The 15,746-nt window shown below is 70.3% G+C and carries 14 protein-coding genes; 3 read left to right on the top strand and 11 right to left on the bottom strand.

The window, feature by feature from the left end:
• Positions 1-39: 39 nt before the first annotated feature.
• The 7 genes from J5X75_RS20405 to J5X75_RS20435 form a co-directional block, all read right to left on the bottom strand.
• Positions 40-1,044 (bottom strand): ABC transporter ATP-binding protein, encoded by a 1,005-nt coding sequence (locus J5X75_RS20405; RefSeq protein ID WP_208469003.1) that lies wholly within the window; start codon positions 1,042-1,044, stop codon positions 40-42.
• Positions 1,037-2,068: an ABC transporter ATP-binding protein gene (locus J5X75_RS20410; protein ID WP_208469004.1), complete on the bottom strand. Its 1,032-nt coding sequence runs from the start codon at positions 2,066-2,068 to the stop codon at positions 1,037-1,039. The genes J5X75_RS20405 and J5X75_RS20410 overlap by 8 nt, the downstream gene beginning before the upstream one ends.
• 8 nt (positions 2,069-2,076) lie before the next feature.
• Positions 2,077-2,982 carry an ABC transporter permease gene (locus tag J5X75_RS20415; RefSeq protein WP_208469005.1) on the bottom strand — a complete coding sequence of 302 codons (906 nt, stop codon included), beginning with the start codon at positions 2,980-2,982 and terminating at the stop codon, positions 2,077-2,079.
• On the bottom strand, positions 2,975-3,901 hold the full coding sequence (locus J5X75_RS20420) for an ABC transporter permease (RefSeq protein ID WP_208469006.1): 927 nt from the start codon (positions 3,899-3,901) through the stop codon (positions 2,975-2,977). Before J5X75_RS20420 ends, J5X75_RS20415 begins: the two co-directional genes overlap by 8 nt.
• A gap of 131 nt (positions 3,902-4,032) precedes the next feature.
• The gene (locus J5X75_RS20425) at positions 4,033-5,667 is read right to left on the bottom strand and encodes a peptide ABC transporter substrate-binding protein (protein ID WP_238488667.1); all 1,635 of its coding nucleotides are present in this window, start codon (positions 5,665-5,667) and stop codon (positions 4,033-4,035) included.
• Between the two features lie 241 nt (positions 5,668-5,908).
• Complete coding sequence (locus J5X75_RS20430) at positions 5,909-6,577, bottom strand: response regulator (RefSeq protein WP_208469007.1); 669 nt, start codon at positions 6,575-6,577, stop codon at positions 5,909-5,911.
• Positions 6,574-7,800: an ATP-binding protein gene (locus J5X75_RS20435; protein ID WP_208469284.1), complete on the bottom strand. Its 1,227-nt coding sequence runs from the start codon at positions 7,798-7,800 to the stop codon at positions 6,574-6,576. Before J5X75_RS20435 ends, J5X75_RS20430 begins: the two co-directional genes overlap by 4 nt.
• Before the next feature lie 164 nt (positions 7,801-7,964).
• On the opposite strand from J5X75_RS20435, the gene J5X75_RS45525 reads away from it, so the two are divergent.
• From J5X75_RS45525 to J5X75_RS20450, 3 genes are read left to right on the top strand one after another with little or no spacing between them, the layout of a single operon-like run.
• Positions 7,965-9,296 carry a PspC domain-containing protein gene (locus tag J5X75_RS45525; protein ID WP_208469008.1) on the top strand — a complete coding sequence of 444 codons (1,332 nt, stop codon included), beginning with the start codon at positions 7,965-7,967 and terminating at the stop codon, positions 9,294-9,296.
• Positions 9,293-9,619 carry a hypothetical protein gene (locus J5X75_RS20445; protein WP_208469009.1) on the top strand — a complete coding sequence of 109 codons (327 nt, stop codon included), beginning with the start codon at positions 9,293-9,295 and terminating at the stop codon, positions 9,617-9,619. The genes J5X75_RS45525 and J5X75_RS20445 overlap by 4 nt, the downstream gene beginning before the upstream one ends.
• A gap of 56 nt (positions 9,620-9,675) precedes the next feature.
• On the top strand, positions 9,676-10,926 hold the full coding sequence (locus tag J5X75_RS20450) for a phosphatidylserine decarboxylase (protein WP_208469010.1): 1,251 nt from the start codon (positions 9,676-9,678) through the stop codon (positions 10,924-10,926).
• A 95-nt stretch (positions 10,927-11,021) separates the two neighbouring features.
• Here the strand turns inward: J5X75_RS20450 and J5X75_RS20455 are convergent, their stop codons facing one another.
• From J5X75_RS20455 to guaA, 4 genes are all read right to left on the bottom strand, one after another.
• Complete coding sequence (locus tag J5X75_RS20455; protein ID WP_372450916.1) at positions 11,022-11,984, bottom strand: CDP-alcohol phosphatidyltransferase family protein; 963 nt, start codon at positions 11,982-11,984, stop codon at positions 11,022-11,024.
• Positions 11,985-12,174: 190 nt separating this feature from the next.
• Positions 12,175-13,065: an NUDIX hydrolase gene (locus J5X75_RS20460; RefSeq protein ID WP_208469011.1), complete on the bottom strand. Its 891-nt coding sequence runs from the start codon at positions 13,063-13,065 to the stop codon at positions 12,175-12,177.
• 38 nt (positions 13,066-13,103) lie between these two features.
• Complete coding sequence (locus J5X75_RS20465) at positions 13,104-14,051, bottom strand: NUDIX hydrolase (RefSeq protein WP_208469012.1); 948 nt, start codon at positions 14,049-14,051, stop codon at positions 13,104-13,106.
• Positions 14,052-14,181: 130 nt separating this feature from the next.
• A complete protein-coding gene (guaA, locus tag J5X75_RS20470) occupies positions 14,182-15,729 on the bottom strand; it encodes a glutamine-hydrolyzing GMP synthase (protein ID WP_208469013.1) in 1,548 nt (515 codons plus the stop codon).
• Positions 15,730-15,746 lie beyond the last annotated feature (17 nt).

Raw genomic sequence — 15,746 nt, forward strand, 5'->3', positions numbered from 1 at the left:
CCGGGAGATCAGTGATCTCCCGGCCCGCTGCCGTACGAATCAGCGACTCGCCGCGTACCGGATCTCGGCGAAATGGCAGGCACTGGGGTGCGGCGACCGCTCCCGGATCTGCAACAACGGCTCCTGCTCGCCGCAGACGTGCTGCGCCTTCCAGCAGCGGGTCCGGAAACGGCAGCCGGACGGCGGATCGGCCGGCGACGGCACGTCACCCTCCAGCACGATCTGGTCGCGCCTTCCGCGCAGGCGCGGGTCCGGGACCGGCACGGCCGAGAGCAGAGCCTGGGTGTACGGGTGAGTCGGCTGGTCGTAGATCGCCACGTCGTGCCCCTGCTCGACGATCTTGCCGAGGTACATGACGGCGACCCGGTCGGAGATGTGCCGGACCACCGACAGGTCGTGGGCGATGAAGATGTACGACAACCCGAAGTCGTCCTGGAGCCGTTCCAGCAGGTTGATCACCTGGGCCTGGATGGACACGTCGAGCGCCGACACCGGCTCGTCGCAGACGATGATCTCCGGTTTCAGGGCGAGCGCCCGGGCGATGCCGATCCGCTGCCGCTGGCCGCCGGAGAACTGGTGCGGGTACCGGTTGACGTGGTCGGGGTTGAGACCGACCGTGTCGAGCAGGTCCTGCACGGCCCGCTGCCGCTTGCCCTTCGGCACCACCTCGGGGTGGATCTCGAACGGCTCGCCGATGATGTCGCCGACCGTCATCCGCGGATTGAGCGAGGTGTACGGGTCCTGCAACACCATCTGGATGTTGCGGCGCGCCCGGCGCAGGGCCGAACCGGCGAGCCGGGTCATGTCCTGACCGCGCACCATGATCGAACCCGAGGTCGGCTTCTCCAGCCCGACCAGCAGTTTGGCCAGAGTGGACTTGCCGCAGCCGGACTCGCCCACCACACCGAGCGTCTCGCCCCGGCGCAGTTGCAGGTCGATGCCGTCGACCGCGCGGACCGCGCCCACCTTGCTCCGGAACACGATGCCCTGGGTGACCGGGAAGTGCTTGACCAGTCCCCTGGTCTCGAGAACGACGTCACTCACCGAGGACCTCCCGGAAGAAGTGGCAGCGTGCGGTGCGGTGCGGCGCGATGGCGTACGCCGGGGGCGCCGGATCCTGGCGGCAGGGGTCCTTGGCGTACCGGCATCGGGGGTTGAAGGCGCAACCGCGCGGGATGTCGGTGAGCGCCGGCGGCAGGCCGCGGATCACGTTGAGCTGCCGGCCCTTGAGGTCGAGCCGCGGGATCGACTCGAGCAGCGCCCGGGTGTACGGGTGGCCGGGACGGGCGTAGATGTCGTGGACCGGCGCCTCCTCGACGACCCGGCCCGCGTACATCACGGAGATCCGGTCGGCGACGTCGGCCACCACGCCCATGTCGTGCGTGATCAGGATGAGGCCCATGTTGCGCTGCCGCTGGAGCTCCGCGAGCAGGCCCATGATCTGCGCCTGGACCGTCACGTCGAGCGCCGTGGTGGGCTCGTCGGCGATCAGCACCTCCGGGTCGAGCGCCAGCGCCATGGCGATCATGACGCGCTGCCGCATACCGCCGGAGAACTGGTGCGGGTAGTCGTTCACCCGGCTCCGCGCGCCCGGGATCTTGACCTGGTCGAGCAGGTCGACGGCCCGGTTCCGGGCGTCCGACCGGGACATGCCGCGGTGCACCCGGAACAGCTCGGCCAGCTGGAAGCCGACCGTGTAGACCGGGTTCAGCGCGGACAGCGCGTCCTGGAAGATCATCGCGATCCGGTTGGCGCGGACCTTGCGACGCTGCACCTCGGGCAGTTTCAGCAGGTCGACGCCGCGGTAGCGGATCTCGCCGGCGGTGATGTGCCCGGGCGGGCTCTCCAGGATGCCCATGATCGCCTGAGCGGTCACCGACTTGCCGCAGCCGGACTCGCCCAGGATCGCCAGGGTCTCGCCGGGGGACAGCCAGAAACTCGCGCCGTTCACCGCCTTGGCCACGCCGTCCCGGGTCCGGAACTCGACGTGCAGGTCGTCGATCTGGAGCAGGGGCGCCCGGTGGTCGAGTCCGGGCAGGGCGTCCATGGTCGCCTTGATGTCAGTCATGGAGGAGGTCACCGCAACTTCGGGTCGAAGGCGTCGCGGATGGCGTCGCCCAGCATGATGAAGGCCAGCACGGTGGCGGCGAGGAAGACCGACGGCCAGATCAGCGGGTGGGCCGCGATCCGGGCGTAGTCCTGCGCCTCGGCGATCTGCAGGCCCCAGCTGACGGCGTCGCCCTTGAGCCCCACACCCAGGTAGGAGAGCGTCGCCTCGGCCGCGATGTTGGTGCCCAGCAGGATGGTCAGCACCACGATGAACGACGCCATCGAGTTGGGCAGGATGTGCCGGAACATCAGCCGGCCCGGGCTCGCGCCGAGCATCCGGCCGGCCGCCACGTAGTCCTGGCTCTTCACCGCGATCACCGAGGACCGCATGACCCGGGCCGCCGACGTCCAGGTGAGCACGCCCAGGGTGAGGGTCACCGCCCAGACGCCGTCGTCCTCGCTGCCGGACAGCCGGCCGGAGAAGACCACCGCGCCGAGCAGGAACGGCACGCCCAGCATGATGTCGGTGACCCGGGACAGCACCGCGTCGGTGGTCCCTCCGAAGTAGCCGGCGGACAACCCGAAGATCAGGCCGAGCAGGCCGGCCATCAGGGTGGACAGGATGCCGACCTCGATCGAGGCGCGGGTGCCGTAGATGGTCCGGGCGAAGACGTCGCAGCCCTGGAAGTCGTACCCGAAGATGGCGCCGCCGCTCGGTCCCTTGTGCTTGTTCGACAGCGCGCAGGCGCCGGGGTCGGCCGAGGTGAACAGCGACGGCACGAACGCCATCAGCAGGATCACCACGACCAGCACCGCGGAGATCCAGAAGATCTTGTTGCGCCGCAGGTCCGCCCAGGCGTCGCCGGCCAGGCTCCGGGATCGTCCGGAGACGTCCGGCGCCTCGGCCACGGTGATCAGGTTGGCGTCACTCATAACGGATCCTCGGGTCGAGGGCGGCGTAGAGCAGGTCGACGGCGAGGTTCACGACCAAAAAGATGATCACCAGTACGCTGACGAAGCCGACCACGAGCGGACCGTCCTCGGTACGGATGCCCCGGGCCAGGTTGAACCCGACACCCGGGATGTTGAAGACCTCCTCGGTGACGATCGCGCCGGACATCAGCACGCCGAGGTCGACACCGATCAGGGTGATCACCGGGATCAGCGAGTTGCGCAGCACGTGCACCCAGGTGACCCGGCGGGGGGCCAGCCCCTTGGCGCGGGCGGTGCGCACGTAGTCGGCCCGCAGGTTCTCCACCACCGAGGTCCGGGTGACCCGCAGCTGGGTGGCGATGACCGTGGTGGCCAGCACGATGGCGGGCAGCAGGAGCTCGTACGGTGTCGCGTCCTTGGTCGTGGTGGCCGGGAACCACCGCAACTCCATCGCGAACACCAGCTGGGCCAGCGGCGCGAGCACCACGATCGGCATGGCCAGCAGGAGCAGGGTCATCAGCAGGGTGCCGTTGTCGAAGAGGCCGCCCCGCCGGATGCCGGCGTAGACACCGGTGGTGACGGCGATCGCGGCGGCGATGAGGACGGCCAGGAGCGCCAGCCGGATGGTGACCGGCCACGCGTCCGCCAGCATCTCGGAGATGTCGCGACCGGTCAGCGACTTGCCGAGATCACCGGTGAGCAGGCCTTTCATGTAGTACCAGTACTGGGTCAGGAAACCCTCGTCCAGGTGGTACCGCTCGGTGAGCGCAGCACGCAGGCTGTCGCTCGCCTGTTTCTCGCCGACCAGCGCCTGGATGGGGTCGTCCTGGTTGGCGAACATCAGCGCGAAGACTACGAAGGTGGCCCCGAAGAACGTCAGGATCATCTGTAGTAAGCGCCGCACGATGTAGCGGAACATTACGGGTCTTGGCCTCTTCCGCGGCACAGCGCCGGCCTCGTGAGCACGGCGACGACGATGAAGTGGGGCAACACAGCGGTGGCGTCACGGTCGCATGTCTTCCGTGACGCCACCAGAGCCGTGTGGTCAGATCAGGCGATCGTTTCGATCTCGTAGAGGTCGACCTTCTTGAAAAGGTCCATCTGAACGTTCTGAACCTTCTCCGAGTAGCCGTACACGTTCTGCATGAAGCGCAGCGGGATGACCGGCATCTCCTGGACGAGGATGTCCTCCGCCTGCTGCCACTTCTTGATCGCGGCCTGCGGCGTATGCGCCTGCGAACCCTGCTTGATCAGCTGGTCGAAGGTGCTGTTCGACCAGCCGTAGTGGTTCGACGAGCCGTTGGTGCTGTAGAGCGGGCCGAGGTAGTTCTCCATCAGCGGGTAGTCCATGATCCAGCCGAGACGGATCAGGCCGATCGGCTCATGGGCCCGCGCCTTCTGCTGCAGGACCGAGAACTTCGGCTCCGGCGAACCGGTGCAGTTCACACCCAGCGACGCCTTGATCTGGTTGCAGGTGGCGTCCACCCAGGCCTTGTGACCACCGTCGACGTTATAGGTGATCTTGATCTCGGATGGGCCGCCGTTCTTGTCGTACAGATCCTTGGCCTTCTTCGGGTTGTACTCGCAGGCCTCGCCGCAGATGTTCTCGCGGTAACCGCGGACCACCGGGGAGACGAAGGACTTCGCCGGGACGCGGGAGCCGAGGAAGATCTGATCGGAGATCTCCTCCCGGTTGATCGCCATCGAGATCGCCTTGCGGACCTCGGGCTTGGCGAAGTCCTTCTCGTACGTCGGGAAGCCGATGAAGTCGAACCCCGAGTTCTCGCTCATCTGGAAGCGGGTGCCCAGGTCGGCGGACGCCTTGGAGAGCGCCTCGATCGGGATGCTCATCTGCACGTCGACGTTGCCGGAGACCAGGTCCGCGTACTGGGTCTGGTCGTCCTGGTAGATCTTCCAGGTGATGCCGTCGATCTTCGGGACCTGGCCCTTGAAGTCGCTGACCTTCTCCACGACGACCTCGTTGTCGTGCTCCCACTTGCCCTTGAGCTTGAAGGGCCCGTTACCGATGATCTGGTCCTCGAAGCCCTCGGCGATCACGCCGGGCTTGGAGAACGCGGCCTTGGGCAGCGGGTGGAACACCGAGTAGCCGAGCACCGACTTGAAGCTGGAGAACGGCGCGGACAGCTTGACGGTGAAGGTCAGGTCGTTGACCTTCTCCAGGCCGGAAAGCGTGTCGGCCTTCGGCGCGGGGGGCTTCTGCGGGCCGTCCTTGTCCGGATCCAGCGGATTCAGGTCGGCGTAACCGTCGATGCGCTCGAAGAAGTAGCCACCGGTCTGGGCGTTCGGGCCGTAGGCGCCGTAGTTCCACGCGTCGATGTAGTTCTGCGCGGTGACCGGCTCGCCGTTGTGGAACGTGAAGCCTGGTTTGAGCTTGATCGTCCACACCCGGTTGGCCTTGTCCGGCGTGATGCTCGCGGCGGCCACCTCGACCGGCTCCTGCTGGGCGTTGAACTCCACCAGCGGGTAGAACAGCGAGGACAGCACCTGCGAGCCGCTGTCGTCGGTGGCGTTCGTCGGAAGCAGGTGCTCAGGCTCGGAGATGCCGATCACGATGGTGTTCGAGTTGGCGCTCGCATCGTCCGAGTCGCCACCTCCGCATCCGGCGACCAACAAGGAGATGGCGGCCGCACCGGCCGCCATCTTCCACGGGCGTATCCCAGGCATGGGAGTGCCTCCTTCAGGGGCGCTCACGGGGGTTGTGTGAGTAGGTGCCACTGTGACACAGAGACACGAAAACCCGGAGAGCCGTTATCAAGCCGATATTCGCCGCCTACGTCCACAAAAAGCCTCATCAGCGACTGTTTATACCTATTCGGCCAGTCGGAACTGGGCATACGTACCGGACTTTCGGTCGGGCGCGCAGCGCAGCTTATAGGAAGCTTCCCCGTCCGGCTCTCCCGGCGGGTCAGACGAGGCGCCGATCGGCCGCCCATCGTGACAATTCGTAACGGTTGCTCATCTGCAATTTGCGCAACACGTTGGAGACGTGGGTCTCGACCGTCTTGATCGAGATGTACAGCTCCTTGGCGATCTCCTTGTACGCGTACCCCCGGGCGAGCAACCGCAGCACCTCCCGCTCACGGTTGGTCAGCTGATCCAGCTCCGGGTCGGCGACCGGCACGTCCGGCCGGGAGGCGAAGGCGTCCAGCACGAAGCCGGCCAGCCGTGGGCTGAAGACCGCGTCGCCGTCGGCCACCCGGCGCACCGCGGCGGCCAGCTCGTCCGGCGAGATCGTCTTGGTCACATAGCCCCGGGCGCCGGCCCGGATCAGGCCGATCACGTCCTCCGCGGCGTCCGACACCGACAGCGCCAGGAACCGGACCTGCGGATGGGTCCGCCGGACCGCCTCCAGAACCGCCCGGCCGCCGCCGTCCGGCATGTGCACGTCCAGCAGCACCACGTCCGGCTGCACCGCCGAGATCCGGCTGATCGCCTCGCTCACCGTGCTGGCCTCGCCCACCACGTCGACGTGCACGCCCAGCTCGGCCCGCACCCCGGCGCGGAACATCGCATGGTCGTCGACCAGGAAGACGTTGAGCCGACGGGCCTCCGGCTCGACAACGGGCTCGGTCATCGCGCTGACTCCTTACCGGCGGTCACACTCTCCCTCGTGACAGGGAGCATGAGCCGCACCTCCGTACCGTCTCCGGGTGCGCTGCGGATCTCCGCCCGGCCACCGTGCCGCCGCATCCGCCCGATGATCGAACCACGGACACCGTGCCGGGTCTCCGCCACACCGCCCATGTCGAAACCGGCGCCCCGATCGCGGACGAAGACGCTGAGCTCATCCTCCTCCACCTCGGCATAGAGCGAAACCGTCTGCACCCCGGCGTGCCGGGCCGCGTTCACCAGCGCCTCCCGGGCCGCCGCGACCAGCGCCGCCACCCGGTCGTCACACTCGGTGTCGCCCACCACGACGGTCTCCACGGTGATGGCGTAGGTGTCCTCGACCTCGGCCGCGGCCTGCTCCAGCGCGGCGGCGAACCGCTCGGTCGGCGACGCGGTGGGCCGGTAGAGCCAGTTGCGGAGGCTGCGCTCCTGCCCTCGGGCGAGGCGCTGCACCTCCTTGATGTCGGTGGAGTTGCGCTGGATCAGGGCCAGCGTGTGCAGCACCTGGTCGTGGATCATCGCGGCCAGCTCGGCCCGCTCCTGCTCCCGGATCCGGCCCTCCCGCTCGGCGCGCAGCTGCCCGAACGTGCGCCAGACCAGGGGCGCCACCACCACACCGACGCCGAGCAGGCCGACGAAGGCGAAGATCACCCCGTTGAACACCGCGGAGAGGGAGCCGGACGGGGCGTACACCGCCACCACGCCGATGATGCCGACCGCGACCAGGATCCCGCCGCCGATGAACCGGAAGAGGAAGGACCGCCGGTCGTTCTCCGAGACGATGGCCGCGAACCACGGCGCCGAGGCCGGATTGTCGGTGTACGCGTCGCGGCGGCTCGGGTCGGACTGGTGCCAGATCACCCCGGCGCCGACCGCGATCACCGCGATCATCCAGCCGGCCGTGGTGCTCACCGAGTCACCGAAGAGCTGCGCCTGCAACAGGACCACGCCGAGACCGATGGCCGCGAACGGCAGCAGGGCCGACAGGTCCCGGTGGACCGGCTTCTCGTCGCCGCGCGCCTCCTGGGGGAGCACCGCCCAGTACGCCGCATAGAGCAGCAGGCCCAGGGCGTTGAATCCGAGCAGCACGACGAGCGCGATCCGGACGGCGATCACCGGCACGCCGAGGTGGCGGGACAGCCCGGCCGCGACCCCGGCGACGATGCGCTGGTCACGCGGCCGGTACAGCCTGCGGGGCGGCGGCGGGGCGGGGATAGTCACCCTCCGATCGTCACACGTGATGTACGCGCGGGCCACGGGGAAGTTCCCCGGCATCCGCGCCGGATTTCTCAGGGTGGCCTCAGGGTCGTCTCCGGAGGCGGCTGGGGCGGCCGGCGGACCAGGATCGAGACATGAACGATGAAGCGCCCGGTGCCGGTCCCAAGGGTGACCAGGCACCTTCCGACCAGCCCGAGGGCTTCCCGCCCGGCTCCAACGTGCCGCCGTGGGTCGCCTCGGCCGCCGCGGCCTGGTCCCGCCAGCAGCTCGTCCGCCCCCGCAACGGCCGCTACGTGGCCGGCGTCTGCGGCGCCCTGGCCCGGGCCACCAACACCGATCCGGTCCTGTGGCGGGTGCTGCTCGGCGTGCTCGGCGTGCTCAGCGGCACCGGTGTGCTGCTCTACCTGATCGGCTGGCTGATCATCCCGTCCGAGGGCGACACCTCCTCCCCGGTCGAGTCGCTGCTCGGCAAGGGCCGTTCCGGGATGGCGCCGCTGTCGGTGGTGCTGCTCGGCGGCGCCGCCCTGCTGACCTTCGCCTTCATCGTCAACTCCGGCGCCCGGGCCAGCATGCTCGCGGCGGCCGTGGTCCTGGGCGCGTTCCTGCTGATCAAAAGGGGTGGCGCGGCTCCGTTCCCGACCGCCGCGCCACCACCACCGGACGCCCCGCCGCCGCCGGCCACGGAGGATCCGACGATGGCGTTCGTGGCGCCGCCCGCGGCCGAGCCGGCCGGCGAACCGGTGAGCAGGCCGGCTCCGGCCACCGGGTTCCGTCCGCCGTTCGCGCCGCACGGCCCGTTCGCCGGCCCGCCCACCGCTTTCCCGCCGGCGCCGCCGATGCCGCCGCGCCCGCCGAAGCCGCCGAAGCCGCCGCGGGAACGCTCGATCCTGGGCCGGCTGACGTTCTTCGCGGTCGTCATGGTGACCGGGCTGATCGCCGCGATCGACATGAGCGGCGTCGACGTGGCCATCTCCGCCTACTTCGCGGCCGCCCTGACCACCACCGCGCTCGGTCTGATCGTCGGCGCCTGGTTCGGCCGGGCCCGGGGCCTGATCGCGCTGGCCCTGGTGCTCAGCTTCGCGCTCGCCGTGTCCAGTGGGCTGGAACGGTTCGGCCGTGACTGGACGCCCAGCGTCTACCGCCCGACGAGCCTCGCGGCGGTCGCCGACGAGTACTCGTTCGACGTCGGCAACGTGACCCTGGACCTGCGCTCGGTCGACTTCACCGGGCAGACCCAGGCGATCACCGCCGGCATGAAGCTCGGCCAGCTCCGGGTCCTGCTCCCGCCGAACGTGGACGCCTCGGTGACCGCGGGCGTCGACGGCGGCCGGCTGGTCCTGTTCGACGAGGAGTACAACGACAGCAGCACCCGCCAGGCCGACGACCTGGGCGCGGACGGCGCCGGCGGTGGCACCCTGCAACTCGACGTCCGGGTCGAGGCCGGAAACCTGGAGGTGGTCCGATGAGGCCGCACCGTATGGATGGCGTGTCCCTGACCTTCGGCCTGATCTTCCTGGCGGTCGCCTTCTGGTGGGCGGTGTCCCAGGTGCTCACGGTCAACCTGCCCCGGGTGGGCTGGATCGTGGCCGGCGGACTGATCTTCTTCGGGGTCGTCGGCCTGCTCGGCGCGATCCGCTCCGGCCGCCGCGAGCCGCAGCCCGAGCCGGTGGCCGCGCCGGCCGCGGTCGAGGTCCCCGGCGATCTGCCGCCGGAGATGCACGCCTCGATCGTTCAGGAGCTGCTCGACGATCCGGCCCGGAAGTTCGAGCGCGAGCACCCGGCCGGTTGAGCCCTCCGCCCCGCCCATCGGTCAACGACCGGTGGGCGGGGCAATATGCTCGCTGAATGACCGCGTTTCCGACCGTGTCCGTCACGCCCGTTCCCGGCGTGGGTGCCCGGGCAGCCCGCGCCCTGACCGCCGAGTTCGCCCGGCAGAACGCGGCCACGTCCGCGCTGCTGGTCGGCGCCGACCACGCCTCGGCCGTGGTGGCCGCCGCCGTCGAGGCGCTGCTGCCCGGCGACACCCTCACTCTGGTCCCCGGCCGCGACAGCAGCAGTGATCTGCTGCGCGGCCACATCACCGGTCTGGGCAGCTGGGTCGCCGATCGGGTGAAGATCGTCGAATCCCTCGCCGAGGCCCAGCCGGCCGACGTGGTGATCGTCGGTGAGCCGCTGACCGGCACCGCCGACGAGGCCCGCGCCCTGATCGACCAGCTCGGCAAGTACCTGGCCGACGGGGCCGTCCTCTCGGTCGCCGTGCCCGCCGGCCCGGGCCGCACCGCCGGCGCCGCGGCGGAGCTCTTCCGTCAGGGCGCGCTCTTCGGCGTCGGCTCCGACCTGGTGGTCCGCAACCAGCCGCCGCTGCGGGTGCACAAGCTCCGGTTCAGTCCGGCCGAGGTGTCGACGGCGGCCGGCCTGGCCCCGGCGTACCGGACGTCGAGCGTCCCGGTGACCCGCACCATGCACATCGACTCCAACGGCGTCGCCGCAGCCGGCATCGCGCTCGGCCTGGCCGTGCTGGCCCGTCGCGCCCGGCCGAAGTCGAAGCTCTGGCTGGTGCCGGCGCTCGCCGCGGCCCCGGTGGCGGCCTTCTTCCGCGACCCCGAGCGGGACGTCCCGACCGACCCGTCGGCGATCATCTCCTCCGCGGACGGCAAGGTGCTGTCGGTCGAGCGGCTGCGCGACGAGCGCTTCGGCCCGGGCGAGTTCCTCCGGATCGCGGTGTTCCTGTCGGTCTTCGACGTGCACGTCAACCGTGCTCCGGTGGCCGGCCGGGTGGCCGACTACTTCGTCGAGGAGGGCGGCTACGCCAACGCCGCGACCGCGGCGGCCGAGCACAACGTGGCCGCCTACACGGTTCTCGACACCGACCAGGGCACCGTCGTGGTGGCGCAGCGGACCGGCCTGATCGCCCGCCGCATCGTGCAGCGCGCGCCGGTCGGCACGCTGCTGGCCAAGGGTGAGCGCTACGGCCTCATCCGCTTCGGCTCCCGCACCGACGTCTACCTGCCCGCCGACCGCGCGGAGGCCCTGGTCTCCGTCGGCGAGCGGGTCGTCGGCGGCGCCACCGTGATCGCCCGTTTCACCAACGCCTGAGTGCGTCGGGTTCGGCCGAGGCCGGCCGAACCCGACCGGCAGCACGAGAAAGGGCCGCCTCCCGGACGGGAGACGGCCCTTTCTGCTGCGGTCGGTCAGACGCGCTTGGCGCGCATCCAGAGGATCGGGCCACTGACCAGGTAGGTGGCGACGATCAGGACGAACGTCATCCGCGGCTGGAGCAGGGCGCCGACGATCGGGAGCAGCCACAGCCACGGCGGCAGCTTCAGGAGGCGGGCGAGCTTCGCGTACGGGAAGCTGGAGACCATCGCGAAGGCCAGCAGCGTCACGCCGGCCAGCTGCACCATGCCGGGAAGCGGCAGGCCGATCAGCACGGTGAGCGCCAGGACCGCGGCGGCCATCGTGGTGGGCACGCCGCAGAAGAAGCGGCCGTCCTTCGGCGAGACGTTGAACCGGGCCAGCCGGATCGCGGCGCAACCGGCCACCAGGGCGGTCGCGATCGCGGCGGCGGCCTGCGGCACCTCGTCGGCGAGCGACGCGTAGACCACGACCGGCGCGGCCAGGCCGAACGAGCACATGTCGGCCAGCGAGTCCATCTGCGCGCCGAACGGGCTGGCGACGCCGAGCTTGCGGGCGAGAGCGCCGTCCAGGCCGTCGAACACCACGCACGCCACCAGGCAGGCGGCGGCGATCTGCACCTTGCCGTCCATGGCCAGGAAGATCGCCAGCAGGCCGAGGCCGAGGCTGGACAGGGTGCAGGCGTTGACGAGGGCGAAGCTCGCACGGCGGGACATGGTGCGCTCACCCGGCAGCAAGGGAATGGAAGCCGGTGCCGGGTCGGCCCCGGCGACGGACAGCTCCACAGGAACCCCCGGTGCGGGAATGGTGATAGTCCGCACCGAATCGGAACCGATGTGCAGCACCTCGGCCCGGGTCGCGGTGGCGGCCCGGCCGGTCTCGGCGGAACGGCGGCCCACCCGAACCATCAGGGCTTGCCGCGCGAGAGTCCCGCCGCGGCGCAGCCGGCCAGCCCAACGACGCCCGGCGGGACGGGGACTATCCGCCGTACGACGCCGGTGCCAAGGGGTACTCGGCACGTGCTTCCTCCATGGAGTTCGGTTGTTCCGCCGGGTAGTCGCGAGCCCGGCGAAATTGCGGGTTACACCATCGCACAGCCGGACGGCATTGGCGAGAGGGCGAACGATCCTGGAGTGCAACGACGAGAGCTGCCCGTTGGATCCCTCGCGTGGAGCTACGGACAACTCATCGACCTTCCGTGTGACGATTTTAGCCCGTGCGGCCCAGCGCATCCCGGGTCAGTTCGGTGAGCGGCAGTCCGTCGAGCTGTTCGAGCGTGAACCAGCCCGCGTCGGCGGTGGATCCGCCGGCCGCCTCGGTGACCTCGGCGGCGGTCGGCCGGTCGACGGTGACCCGGTAGACGACACGGATCACGTGCCAGTCGAGCGGCACTCCCTCGGGGCCGAGCGCGGCCGGGTCGTACCGGTGCGAGACGCCCAGCAGACCGGCGATCCGGCCCCGCTGGGAGGTCTCCTCGTACAGCTCGCGGGCGACCGCGCGCTCCGGGGTCTCGCCGAAGTCGGTGCCGCCGCCGGCCAGGTGCCACCGGCCGGCGCCGGGGTAGCCGTCCGCGATCCGGGTCAGCAGGATTCGCCCGGCCGGGTCGCTGGCCAGGGCGTACGCTCCGAAGCGCTGCACCCGGCCGGTGCGCTCGGGCTCGCCGGCGGGCACCTCGACCTCGGCGGCCTCGAAGCTCACGCCGAGGATGCCGGCGGTGAAGGGCAGCAGCGGGCGCGCCGCCACCTCGGCCGGGGTGAGCCACTCGGCGGCGTCGGTGGTGCCGGCCGCTTCGGGGCGCAGGTCGCCGCCGGTCACCTCGACGTCGTAGAGGATCCGGTCGGTGTGCTCGACCGAGCCGTCCGGAAGCCGGGCCAGGTCGGCGAGCACGGCACGCAGCCCGGTGATCCGCACCCGCAGGCCGGTCTCCTCACCGAACTCCCGGAGCACCGAGTCGTCCGGGTGCTCGCCGTGGTCGATGCCGCCGCCGGGCAGGGACCACACGCCGGGGAAGGCGGCCTCGGCGGATCCGCGGGTGAGCAGCACACGCCCGTCCACCGCCCGGCACACGCCGTACGCCGCGGCCCTTCTCCTGATCTTCACCGTGCCAAGGTCCCGTCTCGTGGATCGAGCGAAAGGACCTAGATTAGCCGCGCCGCCCGCAAGGCATCGGCGGTCACCTCGGTGAGCTGGTCGTGGGCCAGTTCGGCGACCTCCTTGAGCGGCATCCAGCGCGCCTCGGAGGTGGAGCCGCCGACGTCGTGGATGGTCACCTCGGTCGGCTGGTCGACGACGACCCGGTAGAAGGCGCGGACGCCGTGCCAGTCGATCGGGTAGCCCTCCGGGCCGAGGGAGGCGGCGTCCCGGTGGCTGGCCACGCCGAGCAGCGAGACGAGACGGCCCTGCTGACCGGTCTCCTCGACGAGTTCGCGGATCAGGGCGGTGCCGGGCTGTTCGCCGTAGTCGGTGCCGCCGCCGGGCAGGTGCCAGCAGCCGGCTCCCGGATAGCCCTCGGAGATCCGGGTGAGCAGCAGGTTCTCGTACGGGTCGGTGGCGATCGCGTAGGCCGCGAACCGTTGCGCCCGGTGCAGCCCGTCCGGCCCCTCGTACGCATAGAAGGAAGGGAAGACCGGCGCCTCCTCGGGCCGCAGGTCGCCGGCGTCGGCGGACAGCCCGAGGGCGGCCGCCGTGAAGGGCCGCAGCTTGAGCTTCTCCGCCTCCTCCAGGGTGTGCCATCGCGCCAGGTCGGTGGGGTGGCCGACCCGGTCGACGAGGTTGCCGCCCCGGACCGAGACCGTGTAGACCAGCCGGTCGGTGTGGATCGTGACGCCGCGGTGCGGCATCGAGCGCATGTCGGCGAGCACGTCCTGGAGCCCGGTGACGGCGACGGAGAGGCCGGTCTCCGCCGCGGTCTCGCGGACGACGGTGTGGTTGGGATCTTCGCCGTGATCGACGGCGCCGCCGGGCAGCGACCAGACGCCGGGGGTGCCGGATCGGGACGATGCCCGGACCAGGAGCACGCGGCCGTCACCGTCGCGCGCGACGGCGTAGGCGGCGATCCTGCGGAGCGGTTCCAGTGCGGGGGTCACGGGCGGCATTCTGCCCGGAATATGTGACCTCTCAAGAACTTCTGTCAACTTCCTGACAGTGGGATAGCGGTGCGTAATCGCAGCTCAGGGCGGCTTACGCCGCCCTGGGCGATTGATCCACTACTGTCCGTCACTCCCACTCGATGGTGCCCGGGGGCTTGCTCGTCACGTCGAGCACCACCCGGTTGACCTCGCGAACCTCGTTGGTGATCCGGTTCGAGATCTTGGCGATCAGGTCGTACGGCAGGCGGGACCAGTCGGCGGTCATGGCGTCCTCCGAGGAGACCGGCCGCAGCACCACGGGGTGCCCGTACGTCCGCCCGTCGCCCTGCACACCCACGCTGCGCACGTCGGCGAGCAGCACCACCGGGAACTGCCAGACCTCCCGGTCCAGCCCGGAGGCGGCCAGCTCCTCGCGGGCGATCAGGTCGGCCGCCCGCAGGATGTCGAGACGCTCCCGGTCGACCGCGCCGATGATCCGGATCGCCAGGCCGGGGCCGGGGAACGGGTGCCGCTGGACGATCTCGTCGGGCAGGCCCAGCTCCTTCCCGATGGCCCGCACCTCGTCCTTGAACAGGGTGCGCAGCGGCTCGACGAGCGCGAACTGGAGATCGTCGGGCAGGCCGCCGACGTTGTGGTGCGACTTGATGTTGGCGGTGCCGGTGCCGCCGCCGGACTCCACCACGTCGGGGTAGAGGGTGCCCTGCACCAGGAACTCGATGTGCCGCTCGGCGTCGAGCTCACGGGCGGCCGCCTCGAACGTACGAATGAACTCGCGCCCAATGATCTTGCGCTTCTGCTCCGGGTCCTCCACACCGTCGAGGTGGGAGAGGAACTGCTCTTCGACGTTCTTCACGACGAGCCGGACGTTGGTCGCGGCGACGTAGTCCTTCTCGACCTGCTCCGCCTCGCCGGAACGCAGCAGCCCGTGGTCCACGAACACGCAGGTGAGCTGGTCGCCGATCGCGCGCTGAACCAGCGCCGCGGCCACGGCCGAGTCGACACCGCCGGAGAGGCCGCAGATGACCTGCTTGTCGCCGACGACGGAACGGATCAGAGCGACCTGCTCCTCGATGATGTTGCTCGGCGTCCAGGTGGGCTCGATGCCGGCGATGTCGTACAGGAAGCGCTTGAGCATCTCCTGGCCCTGCTCGGTGTGCGCCACCTCGGGGTGGAACTGCACACCGGCCCGCTTGGCGGTGAGGTCCTCGAACGCGGCGACGGGCGCGCCCGGGGTCGAGGCGGTGACCGTGAAGCCGTCAGGCGCGACCGCGACGCTGTCGCCGTGGCTCATCCACACCGGCAGGTCGGCCGGGAGCTCGCGCAGCAGGGTGCCGCCGCGGCTCTCCAGGAGGGTCCGGCCGTACTCCCGGGAGCCGGTGTGCGCCACCGTGCCGCCGAGAGCCTGGGCCATCGCCTGGAAGCCGTAGCAGATGCCGAAGACCGGCACATCATGATCGAACAGGCCGGCGTCGAGCGTGGGAGCACCCGGCTCGTAGACGCTGGACGGGCCACCGGACAGGATGATCGCGGCGGGGTTCTTCGCCAGCATCTCGGCCACCGGCATCGAGTGCGGGACGATCTCGGAGTAGACACGGGCCTCGCGGACCCGGCGGGCGATCAACTGAGCGTACTGGGCGCCGAAGTCGACGACGAGAACGGGACGCGGGGTACTCACCCGGCGAGTTTACTCAC

The sequence above is a fragment of the Actinoplanes flavus genome, from assembly GCF_017592555.1.
Lineage (GTDB): Bacteria > Actinomycetota > Actinomycetes > Mycobacteriales > Micromonosporaceae > Actinoplanes > Actinoplanes flavus.